Here is a 19,609-nt window from a genome sequence, read left to right as displayed (position 1 = left end):
GTTCCTGCGGGGGCGCCGCTGCGCGGAACCAAAGCGCCATGCGCAGCGCCTAGCGGGACTCGGAGCGCCGGCAATACGCCGGCGGACGAGTCTCGCCTGGAAGCCCAGCCATCGGGGGAAACGAAAAACGGCCCCGGGCTGATGCCCGGGACCGTTTTCATTGTGACCCCAGCGGGATTCGAACCCGCGTTACCGCCGTGAGAGGGCAGCGTACTAGGCCGCTATACGATGGGGCCGCGTACTTCCTGAACAGCATTTCTGCCATTCAAGCCAAATGATTGTTTCATACATTTGGCCGCCGTTTCAAATCGGACCAGCCGATTCAAAACTTCCGAATTTCAGCGGAAACCCGCGGAACTTCAGAGCTGGGATACCAGGACTCGAACCTAGAATGACGGTACCAGAAACCGTAGTGTTGCCAATTACACCATATCCCAAAGGCACTTTCGCTCCGGATGTTTGGGCCTAAACCCTCGCTCCCGGCGCCTCAGCACGAGTAATTACTTTACCCGAGAGTTTTCACTTCCACAAATCGGGCGTACGGCGGCGGGATCGGGCCGCCGGGGCGGGCCGCGCGCGGCGTCGATGGCCGCAATACCCGCGCCAGCCCTTGCCAATCCGGCGGAAACACGTTTACGCTCGGTAAGTTACCAACGAGTAACCACCCCTCCCCCACTCCGTTGCGGGCAGCTTTGCGCTCATTTTCCGGTGTTAGCTGCGTCACAGCTGCTGGGGTGGCCGACAGCAGAGCCGCTGCCGGCGGGAACGTCGAGAGGAATCATGTGCCACAGAGTCGTGCCGCTATCAGCAAGACCCGGACCCGTGCGCAGCAAATCGCCATCGCCACCCTGGCGTTGCTGCTCATGGCCCTGCTGGGGTTCTATACCCTCGTCACGGGCCGCATCACGGACGGTTCGGCCACGCTCAAGGACGGGGCCGCCCAGGCGTCCGCCGGAGCCGGCCAGCTGGACGACGGCGCCGGGAAACTCGCCAACGGCGCCAGCCTGGCCGATACCGGGGCCGGAAAACTTTCCGCGGGGGCGGAAAAGATCTCCTCGGGCATCAGCACCCAGCTGGCACCAGGGGCGGACAAGCTCCAGGCCGGTGCCGGCCAGATGGCCGAAGGTGCCGTCAAGATCGAAGCCGACGTCACCAGCAAGCTGGCCCCCGGCGTCTACAAAGTCGACGACGGTGCGCAGAAGCTCGCGGCGGGGGCCGTGCAGCTTTCGGCCGCGCTGACGCCGACGCCGGCGGGCAACGCAGAGAACAACCTCGCCGACGGGGCCACCCGGCTCGACGGCGGCGCTGCCCGGCTGGCCGGCGGCACCGCAGCGCTGGCAGGCGGCACGGACCAGCTCAAGGGTTACCGCGGCGCCAACGGCAATCCGGAGGCCGGAACCGGGACCGCGGCCCTGGCTCAGGCGCTGGAACTGCTGGAGGCGGCGGCGGATGACCCGGTCAAGGGGCTCGTTCCGCTTTCGGTGGTGAAAGACAAGATCGCCAAGATCACCGCGGGCGCGCACAAGCTCGACGCCGGTGCCAGCCAGCTGCAGGCCGGCGCTCAGCGGCTGCAGGACGGCGCGGGCCAGCTGAACGCAGGAACGGGCAAGCTCAAGGCCGGATTCGCGACGCTGGCCGGGAAGCTCAACAGCCAGGACCCCGGCAGCCCGGGCGTGGTGCTTGGCACCCGGCTTCTGGCCGACGGCACGTCCAAGATCCGGGTCGGGATGGACGGGGTCCCCGGCGACCCCGAGCACCCGGGCCTGCTCAAGGCCGCCGCCCGGATGACCGAGGGCAGCTCTCGCCTGGCCGACGGAACCGTGGCCCTGAACGCCGGGATCAAGGGCAATCCGGCCGATCCTGCCAACCCCGGCCTGCTGGGCGGCTCCCAGGCCCTGGCTTCCGGGGCCTCAGAACTCTCGGCCGGCAGCACCAAGCTGGCGTCCGGCTCCTCGAAGCTGGCCACGGGGGCGGATAAGCTCGCGGACGGCAACGCCCGGATTGCCGATGGCACCGGCACGCTGTATTCCGGAGCTGCCGCGGTGTCGCCCACCAGCTTGCTCCGGCAGTCCGACGCCGCCACGGCACTGGGACTCGTCGCGGTGCTGGCCCTTGGCGCCGTTGGCGCCTTCCTGGCGCTGCGGAAGAGGCAGGCCGGACCACGGTAACTTCCGGTGCCGGTTGCAGCGCCGGTTGCGGCGCCCGTTACAGCGGGGGTTCCGCCAGCAGGTCCAGCAGGGAGCCGACCTCGCGGCCCAGGAAGCCCGGGGCCGGTTCCCCGCCGCGGTTCAGCCAGACGCCGAGGAGGCCGGCCGCCGTCGAACCTTCCGCATCGAGCAGCCGGTTGTCACCGACGTACAGCGTTTGGCCGGGACCCGTACCGATCCGCCGGACACCCTCGAGGTAGATCGCCGGGTCCGGCTTTGCGGCGCCAACGGTGTCGGTGCCAACCAGAACGGTAATCCGTTCCAGCCCGGCCGCGTCCAGCTTCACGCGCTGATAGTCGTGGACGTTGTTGCTCACGGCGCCGTAGGGAATGCCGGCCGCGTCCAGGGCGTCCAGCAGGGGCCCGACGTCGTCGAACGCCCGGATGTAGCCGTGCTGGCGGCTCGCGTAGGAACTCACCCAGTGGTGGGCCTGTTCGCCGTCGGCAAGTTCGACGCCGAAGTACCCCAGCGCCGCCCGGCCGCGGAGCAGGCGCTGTTCATTGAACGTGATCTCGCCGGCCAGGTAGCGGTCGTAGAAATGGGTGGTCTCGCGGGTGAAGATCCGCCCGAACCTCTCCCACCCGGCCTCGTCCAGGCCGGGCAGGAGGTGCTCGCTGACGTCGCGGAGGGCCGCCGTCATGGCGAATTCGAGGTCCACGAGGGTGTCATCGATGTCGAACAGAACCCCCTGGACAGCGCCGCCGCCCAGGCCCGCTGCCAGCATGTCAGCCGCGGAAAGCGCGCAGGCGGGCCAGGGAGGAATCCTTGCCCAGGATGACCATGGACTCGAACAGCGGCGGGGAGATCCGCCGGCCCGAGACAGCCGTGCGGACCGGGCCGAACGCCAGGCGCGGCTTGACGCCGAGGCCTTCCACGAGGGCTTCCTTCAGGGCGGTCTGGATGTTCTCGGCCGTCCAGTCGGCAACGGGCTCCAGGGCGGCCAGGGCGGCGTCGAGCACCTCGGTGAGGTTCTCCGGCAGGCCCTTGCGGGCGTCATCGGCGATGTCGATGGCGTCGTCGGCTTTGAACAGGAACGCGACCATTTCGGGGGCCTCGCCCAGCAGCGAGATGCGCTCCTGGATCAGCGGTGCGGCCTCGGCCAGGATCTCCTCATCGCGGTCCGTGAGGCTCTCCCCCACGAAGCCGGCGGCCTGCAGGTAGGGCACCAGGCGGCCGCGGAAGTCCTCGGCGCCGAGCATGCGGATGTGGGTGCCGTTGATGGCTTCGGCCTTCTTGATGTCGAAGCGTGCCGGGTTGGCCAGCACGTCGTTGACGTCGAAGTGCTCGATCAGCTGGTCCACGGTGAAGATGTCCTCGTCGGCGGAGAGGCTCCAGCCGAGCAGGGACAGGTAGTTCAGCAGGCCCTCGGGGATGAAGCCGCGGTCCCGGAGCAGGAACAGGTTGGACTGGGGGTCGCGCTTGGAGAGCTTCTTGTTGCCCTCGCCCATGACGTACGGCAGGTGGCCGAAGGCCGGCATGTAGCTGGCGACGCCGATGTCCATCAGCGCCTGGATCAGCACCACCTGACGGGGCGTGGAGGAGAGCAGGTCCTCGCCGCGGAGCACGTGGGTGATGCCCATGAGGGCGTCGTCCACGGGGTTGACCAGGGTGTAGAGCGGGGAGCCGTCGGCGCGGACAATGACGTAGTCCGGGATGCTGCCGGCCTTGAAGGTGATCTCGCCGCGGACCATGTCCGTGAACGTGACGTCCTCGTCGGGCATCCGGACGCGCAGCACAGGCTGGCGGCCCTCGGCCTTGAACGCGGCGAGCTGGTCCTCGGAGAGTTCGCGGTCGAAGTTGTCGTAGCCGAGCTTCGGGTCGCGGCCGGCGGCGCGGTGGCGGGCTTCAACTTCTTCCGGCGAGGAGTAGCACTCGTAGGCGTAACCGGCGTCGATCAGCTTGGCCACGACGTCCTTGTAGAGGTCCAGGCGCTGCGACTGGCGGTAGGGCTCGTGCGGGCCGCCGACTTCCACGCCCTCTTCCCAGGTGATGCCGAGCCATTTGAGGGCCTCGAGCAGCTGCTGGTAGCTCTCCTCCGAGTCGCGGGCCGCGTCCGTGTCCTCGATCCGGAACACAAAGGTGCCCTTCGTGTGCCGGGCGTGGGCCCAGTTGAACAGGGCGGTGCGGATCAGGCCGACGTGCGGGGTCCCCGTGGGTGACGGGCAGAACCGGACACGGACCGGGGTGTCAGCGGTGACTTCACCGGTGGAGGCAGCAAGGGCGGAGCTGGGAACAGTAGTCATAGTGGTACCAACATTACCAATCTCTACAACCGCCACTTGTCCGGATTTCCGCTGCGGAAACGGACAGCCGCCCCGTGGATCCACGGGGCGGCTGTCTGAAATCGGCGCGAAGAACCGTTAGCGGCGGACCACCGGGTTGGAGAGCCTTCCGATGCCCTCGATCTCGACCTCGTAGCGGTCGCCTGCCTGCACGGAGCCGACGCCGGCCGGGGTACCGGTCATGATGACGTCGCCGGGCAGCAGGGTGAAGGCCTGCGAGACGATGGAGACGAGCTCCCGGACGCCGCGGATCATCTGGTTGGTGCTGCCGTCCTGGCGCAGTTCGCCATTGAGCCGGCCCTGGATCTGCAGGTCCTCGGTGTCGAGCTCGGTCTCGATCCACGGCCCGAGCGGGGCCGAGGTGTCGAAGCCCTTGGCCCGGGCCCACTGCAGGTCCGTCTTCTGGACGTCGCGGGCGGTGAGGTCGTTGCCGCAGGTGTAGCCGAAGATCACATCATCGACCCGGTCCTCGGGCACGTCCTTGCAGATCCGGCCAATGACGACGCACAGCTCGGCCTCGAAGGAGACGTCCTCGGAGAACTCCGGCAGGACAATGGGATCGTTGGGCCCGATCACGGACGTGTTGGGCTTGAGGAACAGCAGGGGCTGTGCCGGGACCTCGTTGCCGAGTTCCCGGGCGTGCTCCGCGAAGTTGCGGCCAACCCCGATCACCTTGCTGCGCGGGATGATCGGCGCCAGCAGGCGGACGTCCTCCAGCTTGTGCTTCATGGGGGTTCGTTCCACGCCGTGGAAGAAGGGGTCGCCCTTGATGACAGTGACTTCCTCACTGCCGGGCTCACCTTCCACGATGCCGTAGAGGGGATCAGAATCGACTACAAACCGGGCGATACGCATGGTTCCTAGCCTACCGTCCCCTCGGTGCGCAGGTAGTCCAGCTGCGCTGCGACGGAGAGCTCCGCGGCGCGGCGGACGGAGGGGTCGACGTCGGCGTACACGGCGTCCGTGACGGCTCGGACATCGGCGTCGGCGCCCAGTGCCGCGAGGGCTGCCCGGACCTGTCCGAGCCGGCCCCGCCGGTGGTCCCGGTAGGCGCGGGCGACGGCGTCCAGGGCCGGCAGCACCGGGCCGTGGGCCGGCAGCACCGTGGCGGGCCCGAGGCATTCGAGCCGGTCCAGCGAGTCGAGGTAGTCCCGGAGGGTGCCGTCGGGGTAGTCCAGCACCGTGGTTCCGGAGCCCAGAATCGTGTCCCCGGTCAGCACCGAGCCGTGCGGGCCGTCCTGCGGCAGGTGGAAGCACAGCGAATCCGAGGTGTGGCCCGGCGTCGCCAGAACCCGGATGTCAGTTCCGGCCGCCCGGATGGTTTCGCCGTCCTGCAGCGGGGGCGCGCCGTGGCAGTGGGCGGGGTCCGCGGCCCGGACCGGTGCGCCCGTCAAGGCCGAAAACCTCTCGGCGGCCGCGGTGTGGTCTGCGTGCCGGTGCGTGATCAGGATGAGTTCGACCGGTCCCTCGCCGGCCAGCGCCTGAAGGTGCGGCCCGTCGAGGGGCCCGGGGTCGACGGCGACCCTTGCCGCCGCCCCCGGGGCGGCAATGAGATAGGAGTTGGTTCCATCCAGGCTCATGGGGCCCGGATTCGGGGCGAGGCGGAACCGGGTCAGCTCACTGCTGCGGACAATGCCGCGGGATGTCTCGGAGGTCACGGACCCATCCTTGCATTGAATCGGGCGCCGTTGGCCCCAGCCCGGGACCACAGACGCCGACGGCGGCCCTCACCCGAAGGTGGGGACCGCCGTCGTGCACTAAGACGTTCTGTGGCTAGGCCAGCCGGGTCAGCCAGCCGTGGGTGTCCTCCACGGTGCCGGTCTGGATCCCGAGCAGCTGGGCGCGGATGGCCAGGGTGGTCTCCCCCGCCGTGGCGTCCTCGGAACCGATGAACTCGGTGGCGTCCTTGAGCACGCCGATGGGGGTGATGACTGCGGCGGTGCCGCAGGCGAAGACCTCGGCAATGTCTCCCGAGGCAACACCGTCGCGCCACTCATCCAGGGTGATCTTGCGTTCGGTGACTTCCCGGCCCATGTCCCGGGCCACCTGGATCACGGACATCCGGGTGATCCCCTCCAGGATGGTGCCGGAGAGCGCCGGGGTGACGAGCGAGCCGTCCTTCATGACGAAGAAAACGTTCATGCCGCCGAGTTCCTCGACAGCGTTGTCGTTGAACTGGTCCAGGAAGAGGACCTGCTTGCAGCCGTTGGCCTCGGCCTCCTGCTGGGCGATCAGCGAGGCAGCGTAGTTGCCGCCGCACTTGGCGGCGCCTGTTCCGCCGCGGCCGGCGCGGGCGTATTCGCGCGAGATCCAGATGGAGACGGGCTTGAGTTCGCCGCCGAAGTAGTTGCCGGCCGGGGAGGCGATCACGCGGAAGGAGACCTCGCGCGCTGCCCGCACGCCCAGGAACGCCTCGGTGGCGATCATGAAGGGCCGCAGGTACAGGGCTTCGCCGTCGCCGGCGGGGACCCAGTCCTTGTCTGCCGCGACGAGCTCGCGGATGGCGCCGAGGAAGTACTCTTCCGGGAGTTCGGGCAGGGCCAGGCGCCGGGCGGACTTGTTCAGCCGGGCGGCGTTGGCCTCGGGCCGGAACGTCCAGACCGAGCCGTCGGCGTGGCGGTAGGCCTTGAGGCCCTCGAAGATCTCCTGGCCGTAGTGCAGCACGGCGGCGGACGGGTCGAGGGAAATCGGGCCGTAGGGCTCAACGCGCGCGTCGTGCCAGCCGCCGTTGCCGGCGGCGTCGACGCTGTAGTCCACAATCGCGGTGTGGTCGGTGAAATAGTCGCCGAATCCCGGGTTTGCCAGGATGGCGGCACGCTCTTCAGCAGACTTCGGGGTCTCCGACAGGTGCTGGGTGAATTCGACGCCATGGGCAGTCTGAGTCATGGTTCCTCCACGATCGGCTGCCTGGTGTGGGAACGTGGTTCACCCTCGGACCACGGCAGCATATTGGTGATTCGAAACAAGCTTACGCCCGTTGGCAGCACGGTTTTGCGGTGTCTGCAGTCGCCTGCCGTGCAGGAAATGCAGGCGGGGCCTACAGCGCCGCCGCGATGGCGTCGCCGATCGCGCTGGTGGTGCGGACGGCGCCGTCGCGGGCTTCGACGTCGGCCGTGACGGCCGCCTCGATCTTCCGGGCGGCGGCGGCGAAGCCGAGGTGGTCGAGCAGGAGCGCCGCGGAGAGGATGGCGGCGGTGGGGTCGGCCTTCTGCTGGCCGGCAATGTCCGGGGCGGACCCGTGGACCGGTTCGAACATGGACGGCGCGGTGCGGTCCATGTTGAGGTTGCCGGAGGCGGCGAGGCCGATCCCGCCGGTCACGGCCGCCGCGAGGTCGGTGATGATGTCGCCGAACAGGTTGTCGGTGACGATCACGTCGAAGCGGGCCGGATCGGTGACCATGAAAATCGTGGCGGCGTCGACGTGGAGGTAGTCGTGCGTGACGTCGGGGAACTCCTGGGCCACGGCCTCGACCGTGCGCTTCCAGAGCTGGCCGGCGAAGACCAGGACGTTGTGCTTGTGCACGAGGGTGAGCTTCTTGCGGGGGCGGTCGTTGGCCCGGCGGAACGCGTCGCGGACCACGCGCTCCACGCCGTGGGCGGTGTTCAGGGACACCTCGGTGGCCACCTCGTGGGGGGTGCCGGCGCGCAGTGTGCCGCCGTTGCCCACGTAGGGGCCCTCGGTGCCTTCGCGGACCACGATGAAGTCGATCTCGCCGGGGTTCGCGAGCGGGCTGCCGACGCCGGCGTACAGGCGGGAGGGCCGCAGGTTGACGAAGTGGTCCAGGCTGAAGCGCAGCTTCAGCAGGAGCTCGCGCTCGATGATGCCGGAGGGGATCCGGGTGTCGCCGGGGGCCGCGCCGACGGCGCCGAACAAGATGGCGTCGCGGGTGCGGAGGTCGGCGAGGGTGGCCGCGGGGAGGGTCTCCCCCGTCGCGAGCCAGTGCTCCGCACCCAGCTTGTAGTGGGTCTGCTGGAGCACGATCCCTTCTGCGGCCGCGGCCTTTTCAAGGACCTTCAGGGCTTCGGCGGTGACCTCCGGGCCGATGCCGTCGCCCGGGATGACTGCCAGATCAATCGTGGATGCGCTCATATTTTCAGCGTAGCCAAGTGATCCACATTCTGGTCAAGTTGTCTCACTATTCGATCACCCCTACGGACGCTCCCTCACTTTCGGCAGGAAAAGACGAAACGCTCCCGCACTTCCTGCGGCAAAAAGCGAAACGCTCCCGCACTTCCGAAACGGAAGTGCGGGAGCGTCACTCGAAACGCCGCCGGATCTGCGGGAGCGTCCGGGGATGTGCGGGGTCAGGCGTCGGCGGGTTCCTCGTACTTCGGGAACACCGGGGCCGGGGCTGGCAGTTCCGTGCCGGCGGCGATCGGTGTGCCCAGGGCCGAGAACTGGCGCGCCCCGCCCTCGGGCTGGCCGAGCGTGTGCAGGATCGCCGCCGTCGCCACCGGCATGACGGGCTGGGCCAGGATCGCGACGATCCGCAGCACCTCGAGCGTCACGTAGAGCACCGTGTTCATGCGTTCGACGTCGGTCTTGCGCAGCACCCACGGGGCTTGCTCGGCGAAGTAGGCGTTGGTGTCCCCCAGGACAGCCCAGACGGCTTCCAGTGCGCGGCTGAACTCCTGCTTCTCGAAGGCGGCCCGGGCGGCGTCAAGCAGTCCGTTGGCCTGGGCCAGAATCGCGGTGTCCTCGGCGGAAAATGCGCCGGGCGCGGGCACGCGGCCCTCGCAGTTCTTGGCCACCATGGACAGCGACCGCTGGGCCAGGTTGCCGAAGTTGTTGGCGAGGTCCGAATTCATCCGGCCCACGATTGCCTCGTGGTTGTAGTTGCCGTCCGCGCCGAAGGGGACCTCGCGCAGGAAGAAGTAGCGCACCTGGTCCAGGCCGTACTGGGCCACGAAGTCCGCGGGGGCCACCACGTTGCCCAGCGACTTGGACATCTTGACGCCGTTGTTCTGCAGGAAGCCGTGGATCATGATCCGCTTCGGCAGCTCCAGTCCGGCGCTCATGAGGAACGCCGGCCAGTAGATGGCGTGGAAGCGGGAGATGTCCTTGCCGATCACGTGGACGTCGGCCGGCCAGAACTTCTTGAAGGAGTCCGAGTCGACGTCCGGGTAGCCGACGCCGGTCAGGTAGTTGGTCAGCGCATCGACCCACACGTACATGACGTGCTTGTCGTTGCCGGGCACGGGTACGCCCCAGTCGAACGTGGTGCGGCTGATGGACAGGTCCTCCAGACCGCGCCGGACGAAGCTGATGACCTCGTTGAACCGGGACTGCGGGGCACCGAATTCCGGGTGGGCCTCGTAGAGCGCCAGCAGTTTGTCCTGATAGGCGGAGAGCCGGAAGAAGTAGCTCTCCTCGGCCGTCCAGGTGACCTCGGTGTCGGATTCGCGTGAGTAGCGGATCCCGTCGTCCTTGACCACGGTCTCGTCCTCGACGTAGAACGCCTCGTCGCGGACCGAGTACCAGCCTTCGTACTTGGACAGGTAGATGTCCCCGTTGGCTTCCATCTTCTTCCAGATGGCCTGCGACGCCGCGTAGTGGTCGGCGTCCGTGGTGCGGATGAAACGGTCGTAGGAGACCCCCAGGGCCGCGTGCGCCGCCTTGTAGATCTCGGCGTTCCGGTCCACCAGATCCTTGGGCGCCAGCCCTTCCTTCTCGGCGGTCTGGGCGATCTTCATGCCGTGCTCGTCAGTTCCGGTCAGGAAGAAGACGTCGTACCCGTCCAGGCGCTTGAACCGGGCCATCGCATCGGTGGCGATGTACTCGTACGCATGGCCGATGTGCGGCACCCCGTTGGGGTACGTGATGGCCGTGGTGATGTAGAACGGGGTCTTGTCAGTTGAAGTCACGGTCTAAATCTAGATCAGTTCTGTGAGGGTATCGCTCTGGCGGACCAGTTCGTGGTCATGTGAAGCCACCAGCACGGCAATGCCGTCCGAGGTGGTGTCCTTGAGGATGCTGATGATGCGGTTGGCCGCGGCCCGGTCCAGGCTGGCCGTGGGCTCGTCGACCACCAGGACGCGGGTGCCGAGGATGAGCGCCCGGGCGATCGCGACGCGCTGGCGTTCACCGCCGGAAAGCTGCGCCGGACGGTGGCGCATGCGCCGGCCCAGGCCCACGAGGTCCAGGAGGTCCTTGGCCATGTCGCGGCGCTTCTCGACCTCGCCGTCCGGCACGGCCGGCAGCAGGACGTTCTCGAGCGCGCTCATCCCGTCGATCAGCGCACCGCCCTGGTCGACGTAGCCGATCAGGGCCCGGCGGCGGTCGGCGATCTCGTCGTCGCCCATGGTCTCGAGCGAGTCGCCTTCCCAGAACACCCGGCCCGACGTCGGCAGGGTCAGTCCCGCGCCGACGGTGAGGATGCTGGTCTTGCCCGAGCCGGAGCGGCCCGCGACGCAGTGCATTTCGCCGGCGTGCAGGGTCATGTTGAAGTCGTCCACGACGTTGACGGCCTCGGCACCGCCCTTGCCGCCGCCGTAGTGGATGGTGATGTTGCTCAGTTCCAGCGGGGTGGCGTGGTCCGTGGCCTTCACGATCGTGTTGGCGCGGGTCTTGTGCGCACCGCGACGGGTGCTGGCGGTCATCCGGTCGTGTGCCTCCCGGTCAAGGTTCAGCTCGTTAGTCATTGGACCACTTTCGTTGCAATCGGAATCCAGCAAAGTACAGCTACGAGACCGGCAATTGCGGCCCACAGCGCGGCGTAGGGGGCCAGGAGGAGGCCGATGCCGAGAGCGCCCACAACACCCAGCGGCAGCGCGACGGTTCCCACCATGGCGTTTTCAAAGAAGCGGACCTGGCCCAGCATGTCCGGGTTCCAGCCCATGGCCCGCAGCGTGCCCAGGTACTGGCGCTTGGCCTGCAGCTCGAAGCGGCCGGTGACCATGGTCAGCAGCAGCCCGACGGCAACACCGGACACGCCCAGGATGATGCTGGGCAGGGCGATGCTGGCCGCGGCCAGCCCGCTGAGGGCGCTGGCGCCGGCGGCCCGCGGAATGTCGATCAGCAGGGCGACGAGTCCGCCGACGGCCGCGGCGAAGACACCGACGGCAACGGCCAGGGAGATGGTGTTGAACTTGTTGGTGCTCAGCTGCCGGTTCGCGAAGGTCAGCGGGGAATCGACCGCGATGAGCCGTTCATCGTGTTGCGGCTCCTGGTCCACGACGTCGCGGTGGCGCAGCTGCTGCGCCGCGATGAACGCGGCACCGGCGTACAGCACCAGGACCGACGCCGAGACCACCGCGGTGGCGGTGCTCCAGCTGATCAGGCTCAGGACGATTCCGACGACGGCCAGCAGCGCGGCGCCGACGCCGAATTCGGCCAGCACCCAGGAACGGATCTTGCGCTGGGTCCAGCCCATGGCGCGCAAGGTACCGGCCTCGCTGCGGCGTTTGCGGATGTAGCTGACGGTGGAGGCGCCGGTCAGGAGGGCAGCACCGCAGAGGGTCAGGAACAGCAGGGTCAGGTTCGTGGCGGTCAGCGAGCCGGACACGGCGTCCGCGGCGTCCTGGCGGACCCACGACTGCTGCACCGTGCCCAGCGGCGATTCCTTGCCGGCGTCGTCCTTGGAGTAGCCGGGAACGGCGATGCTGGCGTCTTCGCGGGCCGAACCGGCCACCACGGTGGCCTGCAGGCCCATGTCGCGGATCTCGTTGGCGAGCTTCTCCACCTCGGGCTGCGCCTGCTTCCAGCTGCCCGGGACCTTGGCGCGGACCCGGACGGCGTCGATCACGTTGGCGTTTGCATCGTAGCCGCGGGCGGCGGCGAGGCCGTAGTAGTCGGTGATGGCTCCGGCGGACTGGCTGACCAGGCCCGTGGCGCTCAGCGACGGCTTGAGTTCGGTGTTGACGTCCTTGCCCGACGCGTCTTTGGTCAGGGTGAACGGCGCGGGGTCATAGCCGCCCAGGGGCAGCCGGTTGACGTCGCCGGCAGCTTCCTTGACGTTCGCGGCGTCGAAGGTGCCGTAGACCATGGCCAGCGGCGTGGCCAGCTTCTTGCCGGTTTCGAGGTTCTGGCGGTAGGAGCGCTCGTCTACCGGCTCGCGCTGGGTCTGGTCGACGGCCTCGCCGTTGGCGGCCTTGTCCGGCAGCCGGTTCACGGTGACCCAGTCTCCGGGCGTGGCGCTCTTGTCAACGGCGCCGTTGGCGGCGGTTTCGCCGTCCTTGTATGTCGGGGCGGCGGCGAAGTTGGTGGTCCAGGTGGCCGGGTTGTAGAGGCCCTGGCTGAAGGATCCGGTGTCGCCCATGAGCTGGGAGAGGTCCTTGGACCCGGGCCAGGCGAGTGCGAACGGGGACTTGGAAACGAACGGCAGGTAGTCCTTGTCCAGCGAGCGGGTCACGGTGCCGACGTCCTTGGTGACGTTGCCGGAGTCGTCGATTTCCTCGATTTTGACCGAGTACTTCAGGTCCAGGGCGGTGCCCGAGCGCACGATCAGCGGGATGGCCTGCGAATCCTCGGTGAGCTGGCCGTCGCGCTTGGCCTGCTGGTACTGGGTCATCAGCGGTGCCCAGTACTTGAGCTTGACGCCGAGGAAGTCCGGGCCTTCCTTGAGTTCATCCATGCTGATGCCGTTGGTGAAGAGACTCTCGAAGTGCCGGCCGATCGCGCCGGCGTTGCGGGCGTCCGCGGGCGGGGCCTTCTCCAGCGGGGACAGGAAGTCACCGGCCGTGCCAAGCAGCGCCCGTTCGGAGACGGGGTCGACGGCGACGACGGACTCGGTCACCTGCGGGGCCATCGGCAGGGAAACGGAGAGGTTGAAGAGGTTGTGCTCGGAGCCGCCGGCCGGGGTGGGGAACTTGATGCCGGTCTCGCCCTCCGGGCCCTGGATGCGGACGTTCTTGCCGCCGTCGACCTGTTCCTCGACCAGCTTCGCCTTTCCGAGGGAGCCCTCGGCCGTGGTCTTGAACAGGGTCTGGTCGGAGTGGCCGTCGGAGCTGACGGCGCTGGCCGTGAGGCGGTATTTCTTTGGCGTGTCGCTCAGTACCGATTCCGCGGCCGGCCACTTGCTCGGATCCGTGGCGGTCGGGTCGCCGGAGGTGCCCGCGAGGCCCGCGTTGAAGCCCAGGTAGTCGGTGGCGTCCAGCCGCGGCGACTCCAGGTTCTGCGTCACACGCGAGACCAGGCTGATGGGGGCGGCCACAGAGGTGCCGGAGAGCTTGCGGATGGAATCCAGCTGCTCGAAGCTGATGCCGCCCTGGCCGGTGGCGATGTCCGGCTGCATCAGGCCGCCGTTATCCTTCGCCTTGGCCTGCACCAGGACGTCATAGAGCCCCCGGGAGTTTTGGTCCACGGTCCTGCTCAGCGCCGCCTGGGACTGACCCTGGACGAGCACGGACAGGCACATGGCCACGATCAAAATGGACGCGGTCAGCAAAAGCACTCTGCTTCTGATGAACCTCTGGACGGCGTTCATTGGGCTCCTGAAAGCTGGATTGCGTGCGCACGCCGCAGTTCATTTCCTGAGGAAGTGAAGGCGTCCCGTGCCGGGCGTGCAAAAGTAAAGGCCGGTCTGCCGGCCAAGACCCGAAATTCGGTCCTAGCCATTGTACGCAGACCGGCCGGCCTCTCGTGGCCGCCGGCGGTGGTCATGCCGCCGCCGGGGCCACGCGGGGAGGATTTCAGTCCTCGAGGTCAACCTCGCGGACCATGTCAGCGCCGATCCCGGCCTTGATCGCGTCAAGGACCTGCTGGGGAACGGAGCTGTCGATGGTCAGCAGGGCCAGCACCTGGCCGCCTTCCGTCTGGCGTGCCACCTGCATGCCGGCGATGTTGATGTTGTTCATGCCCAGGATGTGGCCGATCGTGCCGATCACGCCAGGGCGGTCCGAGTAGGCAACCACCACGAGGTGTTCGCTGATCGGGATTTCCACCTCGTAGCCGTTGACGCCGACCAGTTTCTGGATCTGCTTCGGGCCCGTCAGGGTTCCGGCGACGGAGATCTGGCTGCCGTCGCTGAGGGCGCCGCGCAGGGTCAGGACGTTGCGGTACGACTCGGTGTCCGGCGTGGTGATGAGGCGGACGTTGATGCCGCGCTGCTCGGCGATGACGGGTGCGTTGACGTAGGAGACCTGCTCGGTCACGACGTCGGCGAAGATGCCCTTGAGCGCCGCGAGTTCCAGGACCTTGACATCGAGCGAGGAGATTTCGCCGGCCACCTCGACGTCGAACTGGGTGAGGGAGGCATGGGTCAGCGCGGTGAAGATGCGGCCCAGCTTTTCCATCAGCGGGATGCCGGGGCGGACGTCCGGTGCGATGACACCGCCGGCGACGTTGACGGCGTCGGGGACCAGTTCGCCGGCCAGGGCCAGGCGGACGGACTTGGCGACGGAGACGCCGGCCTTCTCCTGGGCCTCGTCGGTGGAGGCGCCCAGGTGCGGGGTCACCACGACGTTGTCGAGTTTGAAGAACGGCAGGTCGGTGCTGGGTTCCTTGGAGAAGACGTCGACGCCGGCGCCGGCGATGTCACCGGCCTGCAGCGCGGTGTAGAGGGCTTCCTCGTCCACCAGGCCGCCGCGGGCGACGTTGACGACGTACGCCGTGCTCTTCATCTTCTTGAACGCCTCGGCGCCGAGCATGCCGACGGTTTCCGGGGTCTTGGGCATGTGGATGGTGATGAAGTCCGACTGGGCCAGGAGCTCGTCGAGCGTCACCAGCTGCACGCCGAGCTGGGCGGCCCGGGCGGAGGTGATGTAGGGGTCGTACGCGAGGATCTTGGTGTCGAAGCCCTTCAGGCGGGCAGCGACCAGGGCACCGATCCGGCCCAGGCCGATGATGCCGATCTTCTTCTCGAAGAGCTCGATGCCGGTGTACTTGGAGCGCTTCCACTCCCCGTCCTTGAGGGCGGAGCTGGCCTGAGGGATGTGGCGGGCGAGGCTCAGGATGTGCCCGACGGTCAGTTCGGCGGCAGAGACGATGTTGGAGGTCGGCGCGTTGACCACCATGACCCCGGCCTGGGTGGCCGCCTTGATGTCCACGTTGTCCAGGCCGACGCCGGCGCGGGCGATGACCTTGAGGTTCTTGGCGGCGGCGATGGCCTCGGCGTCCAGCTGGGTGGCGGAGCGGACCAGGATCGCGTCGACGTCGGCGATCGCGGAGAGCAGCTGGGAACGGTCGGAGCCGTCAGTCTGGCGGATTTCAAAGTCCGGGCCGAGGGCCTCGACTGTGGCGGGCGAAAGTTCCTCAGCGAGGAGTACGACAGGTTTGGTGCTTGTCACCGGTGACCTCTTTAGCTCTCTTGTGTATCTGGTGGGGATTTTGGTGAATCGGGTGGTGCGGGTGGTGCTGGACAGCAGGGAAGCCGGACCCCAGGATGTGGTGTCCGGCTCCCCTGCCGGGCAATGCCTAGCGCGCGACTGTTCCTTCGGTGTAGTCGTCTTCGTTCTTGATCCAGGAGAACAGCTTGCGCAGTTCGCGGCCGGTGGCCTCGATCGGGTGGTCCTCACCCTTCTTGCGCAGCGCCTTGAACTCCGGCGCGCCGGCGTCCTGGTCGTCGATGAAGCGCTTGGCGAAGGTGCCGTCCTGGATGTCCGCGAGGACAGCCTTCATGTTTTCCTTCACCTGCGGGGTGATGACGCGGGGGCCGGAGACGTAGTCGCCGTATTCCGCGGTGTCCGAGACGCTCCAGCGCTGCTTGGCGATGCCGCCCTCGACCATGAGGTCGACGATCAGCTTGAGCTCGTGCAGCACCTCGAAGTAGGCGACCTCGGGCTTGTAGCCGGCCTCGGTGAGGGTTTCGAAGCCGTACTGGATCAGCTGCGAGGCGCCGCCGCAGAGGACAGCCTGCTCGCCGAAGAGGTCGGTTTCGGTCTCTTCGGTGAAGGTGGTCTCGATGACGCCCGCACGGGTGCCGCCGATCGCCTTGGCGTAGGACAGGGCCAGTTCCTTGGCCTTGCCGGACGGGTTCTGCTCGACGGCGATCAGGTCCGGCACGCCGCGGCCGGCTTCGAACTCGCGGCGCACGATGTGGCCCGGGCCCTTGGGGGCGACGAGGGCGACGTCGACGTCGGCCGGGGGCTGGATGTAGCCGTAGCGGATGTTGAAGCCGTGGCCGAAGAACAGGGCGTCGCCCGGCTGCAGGTTCGGGGCGATGTCCTCGGCGTACACGTGGCGCTGGACCTGGTCCGGGGTCAGGACCATGATGAGGTCGGCCTCGGCGACGGCGTCGGCAACGTTCAGGACCCGCAGGCCCTCGGCCTCGGCCTTGGCGCGGGACTTCGAGCCTTCCTTCAGGCCGACGCGGACGTCAACGCCGGAATCGCGGAGGCTGAGGGCGTGGGCGTGGCCCTGGGAGCCGTAACCGATGACGGCGACGGTGCGGCCCTGGATGATCGACAGGTCGGCGTCGTCGTCGTAAAACATTTCAGTCACTGGGGTGTCTCCTTTTGAGTGGATTCTTCGTAGATATTGTCTGTGGTGCTGCGGTACAACGGGGCGGCTCCGGCGGTGTTACGCGCTGCGGAGGGCCCTGTCACTCATGGAGCGGGATCCCCGCCCAACGGCCAGGGTGCCGGACTGCACGATTTCGCGGATGCCGAAAGGCTCCAGCACTGACAAGAGTGCCGTGAGCTTCTCGGGGTGGCCCGTTGCCTCAATGACCACCGACTCTGTGGAGACGTCGACCACTGAAGCGCGGAACAGGTCTGCAGCCTGGGTGACCTGCAGGCGTGTTGCGGCATCCGCACGTACCTTGACCAGGATGTGGTCACGCTGTACGGAAGATTCGGAGGTGAGCTCGACGATCTTGATCACGTTGACCAGCTTGTTCAGCTGCTTCGTGACCTGTTCGATCAGCTCGCCATCGGCGTCGACCACCACGGTCATCCGGGACATGCCCGGGACCTCGGTGGGGCCGACGGCCAGGGAATTGATGTTGAAGGCCCGGCGGGCGAAGAGGCTGGCGACGCGGGTCAGCACACCGGGCTTGTCTTCGACCAGAACGGACAATGTGTGGCGGGTCATGTTCAGTCCTCCTCTTCCCATTCCGGGGTCATGTTGCGGGCAACCTGGATCTGGTCGTTGCTGACCCCCGCGGGGACCATCGGCCACACCATCGAGTTGGGGCTGACGACGAAGTCGATGACCACCGGGCGGTCATTGATCTCCAGTGCCTTCTGGATGGTGGCGTCGATGTCCTCGTCGCGTTCGCACCGGAAGGCAGCGCAGCCGTAGGCGTCCGCCAGCTTGACGAAGTCCGGGATGCGGACCGTGTCATGTCCCGTGTTCAGGTCGGTGTTGGAGTAGCGGCCCTCGTAGAAGAGGGTCTGCCACTGCCGGACCATGCCCAGGGAGGAGTTGTTGATGATGGCGACCTTGATGGGGATCTTGTTGATCGCGCAGGTGGCCAGTTCCTGGTTGGTCATCTGGAAGCAGCCGTCGCCGTCGATCGCCCAGACCACGCGGTCCGGTTCGCCCACCTTGGCGCCCATGGCCGCCGGCACGGCGTAGCCCATGGTGCCGGCGCCGCCGGAGTTGAGCCAGGCGTGCGGGCGTTCGTACTTGATGAACTGTGAGGCCCACATCTGGTGCTGTCCGACGCCGGCGACATAGACGCCCTCGGGACCGGTCAGGGCGCCGATGCGTTCGATGACGCGCTGCGGGGCGCTGAGGCCGTCCTCGGGTTCGGTCCAGCCGAGCGGGTAGGTTTCCTTGAGGTTGTTAAGGAAGGCCCACCAGGTGGTCAGGTCCGGGGTGCCGAAGGCTTCGAACTGCAGGCGCAGGGCCTCGGTCAGCTCCGGGATGATCTCCTTGACCGAGCCGACAATCGGGACGTCGGCCGTGCGGTTCTTGGAGATTTCCGCCGGATCGATGTCGGCGTGGATGACCTTGGCGTTCGGGGCGAAGGACTTCAGGATGCCGGTCACGCGGTCATCGAACCGCGCGCCCAGGGTGATCAGCAGGTCCGACTGCTGCAGGGCTGTCACGGCGGAAACCGTGCCGTGCATGCCCGGCATGCCCACGTGCTGCGGGTGCGAGTCCGGGAACACGCCCCGGGCCATCAGGGTGGTGACCACGGGGGCGCCGGTCAGCTCGGCCAGTTCACGCAGCTCGGCCGAGGCGTGGGCCTTGACCACTCCGCCGCCGACGTAGAGCACGGGCTTGCTGGCACCGGAAATGAGCCGGGCGGCCTCGCGGACCTGCTTGCTGTGGCCGCGCACCACCGGCCGGTATCCCGGAAGATCGATTTTGGGCGGCCAGGAGAACGTCATCTGGCCCTGCTGGGCGTCCTTGGCGACGTCCACGAGGACCGGGCCCGGGCGTCCGGTGGACGCCAGGTGGAACGCCTCGGCCATCACATGCGGGATGTCGTTGGGGTCCGTGACCAGGAAGGAATGCTTCGTGATCGGCATGGTGATCCCGACGATGTCCGCTTCCTGGAACGCATCGGTGCCGATCACCCCGCTGGAGACCTGGCCGGTAATGGCCACTATCGGCACGGAGTCCATGTGGGCGTCCATGATGGCGGTAACGAGGTTGGTGGCACCCGGGCCCGAGGTGGCGATGCAGACGCCAACCCGTCCGGTAACCATGGCGTAGCCTTGCGCGGCGTGGCCGGCTCCCTGTTCGTGACGGACCAGAACGTGGTTCATTTTGGAGGCCATCAAGGGGTCGTAGGTGGGCAGGATCGCGCCACCGGGCAAACCGAAAATATCCTGGACGCCGAGTTCTTCGAGCGAACGGACAATTGCTTGCGAACCGGTCATGACCGTCGGGGGTACGACGTTGTTCGGTCCGAGGACAGGAGAGACGGCAGCAGAGTCGACGCCGGCGTCAGCCGGACGTTCGACGCGTTCCGGAGCCTTGTGGGCTCCAGTGGACTTGGTGGCCATCAGCGAGGGGCTGATCGGCGATCCTTTGCTCATCGGACTCTTCCTTTGTGGATCTTCGGTGATCGTGGAACTACTGGATTGTTCTGGTGGTGCGGCTGGTGAAGCGGGAAATAAAAAAACCCCTCAGCCGGCGGGCTCTTCGAGGGGTTGCGCGTGACGGTTCTTTACCAGTGAAGGCTAATGAGCCACGCGCTTGGTAAGTACGACGGAAACACCTGCAGCGCTCTCGACTGCAGTGCACTCAAATTCAGTGACTCCGGCTGTAACGATCTCGATCATGCG

Annotated in this window: 14 protein-coding genes and 2 tRNA genes; 1 reads left to right on the top strand and 15 read right to left on the bottom strand. The window is 67.3% G+C overall.

Annotation, left to right across the window (positions count from 1 at the left end):
- Positions 1 to 163: 163 nt before the first annotated feature.
- Positions 164 to 236: transfer RNA gene (locus tag AC1DDH_RS08730), tRNA-Glu, on the bottom strand.
- A 129-nt stretch (positions 237 to 365) separates the two neighbouring features.
- Positions 366 to 437, bottom strand: a tRNA-Gln gene (locus tag AC1DDH_RS08725).
- Positions 438 to 782: 345 nt separating this feature from the next.
- On the opposite strand from AC1DDH_RS08725, the gene AC1DDH_RS08720 reads away from it, so the two are divergent.
- Complete coding sequence (locus AC1DDH_RS08720; RefSeq protein ID WP_476955245.1) at positions 783 to 2,168, top strand: hypothetical protein; 1,386 nt, start codon at positions 783 to 785, stop codon at positions 2,166 to 2,168.
- A gap of 37 nt (positions 2,169 to 2,205) precedes the next feature.
- On the opposite strand, the gene AC1DDH_RS08715 is transcribed toward AC1DDH_RS08720, so the two are convergent.
- From AC1DDH_RS08715 to AC1DDH_RS08655, 13 genes are all read right to left on the bottom strand, one after another.
- Positions 2,206 to 2,931 carry an HAD family hydrolase gene (locus tag AC1DDH_RS08715; protein WP_476955244.1) on the bottom strand — a complete coding sequence of 242 codons (726 nt, stop codon included), beginning with the start codon at positions 2,929 to 2,931 and terminating at the stop codon, positions 2,206 to 2,208.
- Between the two features lies 1 nt (position 2,932).
- Positions 2,933 to 4,450, bottom strand: a complete 1,518-nt coding sequence (gene gltX / locus AC1DDH_RS08710) for a glutamate--tRNA ligase (RefSeq protein ID WP_476955243.1) — start codon at positions 4,448 to 4,450, stop codon at positions 2,933 to 2,935.
- A 117-nt stretch (positions 4,451 to 4,567) separates the two neighbouring features.
- Positions 4,568 to 5,344, bottom strand: a complete 777-nt coding sequence (locus tag AC1DDH_RS08705; protein WP_476857798.1) for a fumarylacetoacetate hydrolase family protein — start codon at positions 5,342 to 5,344, stop codon at positions 4,568 to 4,570.
- A 5-nt stretch (positions 5,345 to 5,349) separates the two neighbouring features.
- Complete coding sequence (locus AC1DDH_RS08700; protein WP_476857799.1) at positions 5,350 to 6,147, bottom strand: MBL fold metallo-hydrolase; 798 nt, start codon at positions 6,145 to 6,147, stop codon at positions 5,350 to 5,352.
- 115 nt (positions 6,148 to 6,262) lie between these two features.
- Positions 6,263 to 7,375 (bottom strand): branched-chain amino acid aminotransferase, encoded by a 1,113-nt coding sequence (locus AC1DDH_RS08695; RefSeq protein WP_230009430.1) that lies wholly within the window; start codon positions 7,373 to 7,375, stop codon positions 6,263 to 6,265.
- 151 nt (positions 7,376 to 7,526) lie between these two features.
- A complete protein-coding gene (locus tag AC1DDH_RS08690) occupies positions 7,527 to 8,579 on the bottom strand; it encodes a 3-isopropylmalate dehydrogenase (RefSeq protein ID WP_476848907.1) in 1,053 nt (350 codons plus the stop codon).
- Between the two features lie 215 nt (positions 8,580 to 8,794).
- Positions 8,795 to 10,354, bottom strand: a complete 1,560-nt coding sequence (gene metG, locus AC1DDH_RS08685) for a methionine--tRNA ligase (protein ID WP_476955242.1) — start codon at positions 10,352 to 10,354, stop codon at positions 8,795 to 8,797.
- A gap of 9 nt (positions 10,355 to 10,363) precedes the next feature.
- The gene (locus tag AC1DDH_RS08680; RefSeq protein WP_018773527.1) at positions 10,364 to 11,131 is read right to left on the bottom strand and encodes an ABC transporter ATP-binding protein; all 768 of its coding nucleotides are present in this window, start codon (positions 11,129 to 11,131) and stop codon (positions 10,364 to 10,366) included.
- The gene (locus AC1DDH_RS08675; protein ID WP_476946955.1) at positions 11,128 to 13,914 is read right to left on the bottom strand and encodes an ABC transporter permease; all 2,787 of its coding nucleotides are present in this window, start codon (positions 13,912 to 13,914) and stop codon (positions 11,128 to 11,130) included. Before AC1DDH_RS08675 ends, AC1DDH_RS08680 begins: the two co-directional genes overlap by 4 nt.
- 205 nt (positions 13,915 to 14,119) lie before the next feature.
- Complete coding sequence (gene serA / locus AC1DDH_RS08670; RefSeq protein WP_028277927.1) at positions 14,120 to 15,715, bottom strand: phosphoglycerate dehydrogenase; 1,596 nt, start codon at positions 15,713 to 15,715, stop codon at positions 14,120 to 14,122.
- Between the two features lie 127 nt (positions 15,716 to 15,842).
- Positions 15,843 to 16,868 carry a ketol-acid reductoisomerase gene (gene ilvC / locus AC1DDH_RS08665; RefSeq protein ID WP_026266449.1) on the bottom strand — a complete coding sequence of 342 codons (1,026 nt, stop codon included), beginning with the start codon at positions 16,866 to 16,868 and terminating at the stop codon, positions 15,843 to 15,845.
- Between the two features lie 78 nt (positions 16,869 to 16,946).
- Positions 16,947 to 17,459 carry an acetolactate synthase small subunit gene (gene ilvN, locus AC1DDH_RS08660; RefSeq protein WP_018773531.1) on the bottom strand — a complete coding sequence of 171 codons (513 nt, stop codon included), beginning with the start codon at positions 17,457 to 17,459 and terminating at the stop codon, positions 16,947 to 16,949.
- A 2-nt stretch (positions 17,460 to 17,461) separates the two neighbouring features.
- Complete coding sequence (locus tag AC1DDH_RS08655; RefSeq protein WP_028277928.1) at positions 17,462 to 19,360, bottom strand: acetolactate synthase large subunit; 1,899 nt, start codon at positions 19,358 to 19,360, stop codon at positions 17,462 to 17,464.
- Positions 19,361 to 19,609 lie beyond the last annotated feature (249 nt).

This window comes from Arthrobacter sp. 10T425 (genome assembly GCF_056393985.1).
The sequence above is the reverse complement of the archived record's forward strand: the minus strand, read 5'-3'. Positions and strand labels throughout refer to the sequence as shown.